This is a genomic window from Pseudomonas sp. NPDC088414 (assembly GCF_044753325.1).
Lineage (GTDB): Bacteria > Pseudomonadota > Gammaproteobacteria > Pseudomonadales > Pseudomonadaceae > Aquipseudomonas.
Genome location: NZ_JBIVMY010000063.1, coordinates 1 through 4,225 on the forward strand (window position 1 = coordinate 1; position 4,225 = coordinate 4,225).

Annotated in this window: 2 protein-coding genes and 1 pseudogene; all 3 read left to right on the top strand. The window is 59.1% G+C overall.

Annotated features, from left to right (window positions below; translation table 11 throughout):
• Positions 1 to 1,158: pseudogene (locus ACIP8I_RS26915) on the top strand (2-oxoglutarate dehydrogenase E1 component); the annotation flags it as partial.
• A gap of 42 nt (positions 1,159 to 1,200) precedes the next feature.
• Entirely contained in the window at positions 1,201 to 2,424 is a 1,224-nt protein-coding gene (gene odhB, locus ACIP8I_RS26920; RefSeq protein ID WP_123586101.1) for a 2-oxoglutarate dehydrogenase complex dihydrolipoyllysine-residue succinyltransferase, read from the top strand.
• A 97-nt stretch (positions 2,425 to 2,521) separates the two neighbouring features.
• A complete protein-coding gene (gene lpdA / locus ACIP8I_RS26925; RefSeq protein WP_400764895.1) occupies positions 2,522 to 3,958 on the top strand; it encodes a dihydrolipoyl dehydrogenase in 1,437 nt (478 codons plus the stop codon).
• The last annotated feature ends 267 nt before the right edge of the window (positions 3,959 to 4,225 follow it).

The following is a 4,225-nucleotide window of genomic DNA, read 5'->3' on the forward strand; positions in this document are numbered from 1 at the left end:
GTGTTTGGTGCGCAAGTTGGGGCTGCCCACGTCGAGGCTGCGATTGATCGCATCGTCCGAGAGAGCGCGGAGGCGGTTGAGGATGTCTTCGGTGGCCACAGTCTTGCCGGCGGCCTGCCGATCAACTGGGGTTATGCCGAAACCATGGCGTACGCGACCCTGGCGTTCGAAGGTCACCCGATCCGCATGACCGGTCAGGACATCGGCCGCGGTACGTTCTCGCACCGTCACGCTGTGCTGCACAACCAGAAAGACGCGGGCACCTACATTCCGCTGCAGAACCTGTACGACGGTCAGCCACGCTTTGACCTGTACGACTCGTTCCTCTCGGAAGAAGCGGTACTGGCCTTCGAATACGGTTACTCGACCACCACGCCAAACGCGCTGGTGATCTGGGAAGCCCAGTTCGGCGACTTCGCCAACGGTGCACAGGTCGTTATCGACCAGTTCATCACCAGCGGCGAACACAAGTGGGGCCGTCACTGCGGTCTGACCATGCTGTTGCCGCACGGTTACGAAGGTCAGGGTCCTGAGCACAGCTCGGCACGTCTTGAGCGTTACCTGCAGCTGTGCGCCGAGCACAACATTCAGGTGTGCATGCCGACCACCCCGGCCCAGATCTACCACTTGCTGCGCCGTCAGGTGATTCGCCCGCTGCGCAAACCTCTGGTAGTGCTGACGCCGAAGTCGCTGCTGCGCCACAAGCTGGCCGTCTCGACCCTGGAAGATCTGGCTGAAGGTTCGTTCCAGACCGTGATCCCGGAAATCGATGCCCTGGACCCGAAAAAGGTCGAGCGCGTTGTTCTGTGCAGCGGCAAGGTCTACTACGACCTGCTGGAAAAACGTCGTGCCGAAGGCCGTGACGATATCGCCATCGTGCGTATCGAGCAGCTGTATCCATTCCCTGAGGACGACTTGAAAGAAGTCCTGGCGCCTTATACCAACGTCAAGCATGCCGTTTGGTGTCAGGAAGAGCCGATGAACCAGGGTGCCTGGTACTGCAGCCAGCATCACCTGCGTCGCAGCATCGGTAACCTCAACAAGTCTCTCGTACTCGAGTACGCGGGCCGTGAGGCTTCTGCTGCCCCAGCATGTGGTTACGCATCGATGCACGCCGAGCAGCAGGAAAAACTGCTGCAAGACGCGTTTACCGTTTAACGCCTTCGCGCACCTGAAACCGAATTTAAGGAACCACAGATAATGGCTATCGAGATCAAAGCCCCCACTTTCCCGGAATCGGTTGCCGATGGCACCGTTGCCACCTGGCACAAAAAACCGGGCGACGCCGTCAAACGTGACGAACTGATCGTCGACATCGAAACCGACAAGGTCGTACTGGAAGTGCTGGCGACCGCCGACGGCGTGCTGGGCGCAATCGTCAAGAACGAAGGCGACACCGTTCTGTCCGACGAAGTCCTGGGCTCCATCACTGAAGGTGGTGCTGCTGCCGCTGCTCCAGCCGCCGCTGCTGCTCCGGCCGCAGCTGCCGCTGCCCCGGCTGCTGCCGAAGGCGAAGACGATCCTGTTGCTGCTCCGGCTGCGCGCAAGCTGGCTGAAGAGAACGGCATCAACATCGCTTCCGTTGCCGGCACCGGCAAAGGCGGTCGTGTGACCAAGGAAGACGTGGTCGCTGCAGTTGCCGCGAAGAAAGCCGCTCCGGCTGCCGCGCCTGCCAAGGCTGCTGCTCCAGCCGCTGCTGCTCCTGTGTTCGCCGCTGGCGACCGCGTTGAAAAACGCGTGCCGATGACCCGTCTGCGTGCCAAGGTTGCCGAGCGTCTGGTTGAAGCCCAGTCGAACATGGCGATGCTGACCACGTTCAACGAAGTCGACATGACCGAAGTCATGGCCCTGCGTTCGAAGTACAAGGACCTGTTCGAGAAGTCCCATAACGGCGTACGCCTGGGCTTCATGTCGTTCTTCGTCAAGGCGGCCACCGAAGCGCTGAAACGCTTCCCGGCGGTCAACGCTTCGATCGACGGCGCGGACATCGTCTACCACGGCTACGCCGACATCGGTGTTGCGGTTTCCAGCGACCGTGGCCTGGTTGTACCGGTTCTGCGTAACGCCGAGCTGATGAGCCTGGCTGAAATCGAAGGCGGCATCGCCACGTTCGGCAAGAAGGCCCGTGACGGCAAACTGTCGATGGAAGAGATGACCGGCGGTACCTTCACCATCACCAACGGTGGTACCTTCGGTTCGATGATGTCGACCCCGATCGTCAACCCGCCGCAGGCAGCGATTCTGGGCATGCACAACATCATCCAGCGTCCTATGGCCATCAACGGTCAGGTCGTGATCCGTCCGATGATGTACCTGGCACTGTCCTACGATCACCGTCTGATCGATGGCAAAGAAGCTGTGACCTTCCTGGTGACCATCAAGAACCTGCTGGAAGATCCGGCTCGTCTGTTGCTGGATATCTGATAGAAGCAGCTGCGAGCTTCAAGTTTCAAGCTGCAAGAAAAGGCAGCTTGGCTTGGAGCGCGCGGCTTGAAGCTTTTCGCTAAAGAGGATTTTTTGAATGTCGCAGAAATTTGACGTAGTAGTGATCGGTGCCGGCCCTGGCGGCTATGTAGCTGCCATCAAGGCCGCGCAGCTGGGTCTCACCACTGCCTGCATCGAGAAGTACACCGACGCTGAAGGCAAACAGGCCCTCGGCGGTACTTGCCTGAACGTCGGCTGCATTCCGTCCAAGGCGCTGCTGGACAGCTCCTCGAAGTACAAGGAAGCCAAAGAGAGCTTCAACGTTCACGGTATCTCGACCGGCGAAGTCAAAATGGACGTCGCAGCGATGGTTGGCCGCAAGGCTGGCATCGTCAAGAACCTGACCGGCGGCGTTGCCACCCTGTTCAAGGCCAACGGCGTTACTTCGATCCAGGGCCACGGCAAGCTGCTGGCCGGCAAGAAAGTCGAAGTCACCAAGCCTGACGGCTCGGTTGAAGTCATCGAAGCCGTAAACGTCATCCTGGCACCTGGTTCTCGTCCGATCGACATTCCACCGGCTCCGGTCGATCAGAAAGTCATCGTCGATTCGACTGGCGCTCTGGAATTCCAGGCCGTACCTAAACGTCTGGGCGTGATCGGCGCTGGCGTGATCGGTCTGGAACTGGGTTCGGTGTGGTCGCGTCTGGGTTCCGAAGTGGTTGTCCTGGAAGCACTGGACACCTTCCTGATGGCAGCGGACACCGCTGTTTCCAAGGAAGCGCTGAAAACCCTGACCAAGCAAGGTCTGGACATCAAGCTGGGCGCTCGCGTAACCGGTTCGAAAGTGAACGGCGACGAAGTCGTTGTGAACTACACCGATGCCAACGGCGAACAGACCATTACTTTCGACAAGCTGATCGTAGCCGTTGGTCGCCGTCCGGTGACCACTGATCTGATGGCTGCCGACAGCGGCGTGACCCTGGACGAGCGCGGTTTCGTGCACGTTGACGATCACTGCGCCACCACCGTACCGGGCGTTTACGCCATCGGCGACGTGGTGCGCGGCATGATGCTGGCGCACAAGGCTTCGGAAGAGGGCATCATGGTTGTCGAGCGCATCAAGGGCCACAAAGCCCAGATGAACTATGACCTGATCCCTTCGGTTATTTATACTCACCCGGAAATCGCGTGGGTTGGCAAAACCGAGCAGGCCTTGAAAGCCGAAGGCGTTGAAGTTAACGTCGGCACCTTCCCGTTCGCCGCTTCCGGCCGTGCCATGGCCGCCAACGATACCGGTGGTTTCGTCAAGGTCATCGCTGATGCCAAGACTGACCGATTATTGGGCGTGCACGTGATTGGCCCGAGCGCTGCAGAACTGGTTCAGCAGGGCGCGATCGGTATGGAATTCGGCACCAGCGCTGAAGACCTGGGCATGATGGTTTTCTCCCATCCGACCCTGTCTGAAGCCTTGCACGAAGCTGCTCTGGCGGTGAATGGCGGCGCCATCCACATTGCCAACCGCAAGAAGCGTTAAGACACACAATAAGAAACCACGGCGGTAACGGCCCGTCGTGAGCCTTGCGAGCAAGTCTCACCGCGGAATGTCCGCTGGACGCAGTCTTGCGTAGCTGCACCGGGTATCCGGAAAGGCTACGCAAGCAGCAGTCACAGGTGGCGCGGCACTCATCAAGAGCGCAGCGCCGAATGCGCAGTACCTAACGAAGACGTTAAAAAGCTTTAATCTTAACGAGTATCAGTGTAAGCAGCTGTTCGATGAATTTTTCTTGAATGTTTAATCTTT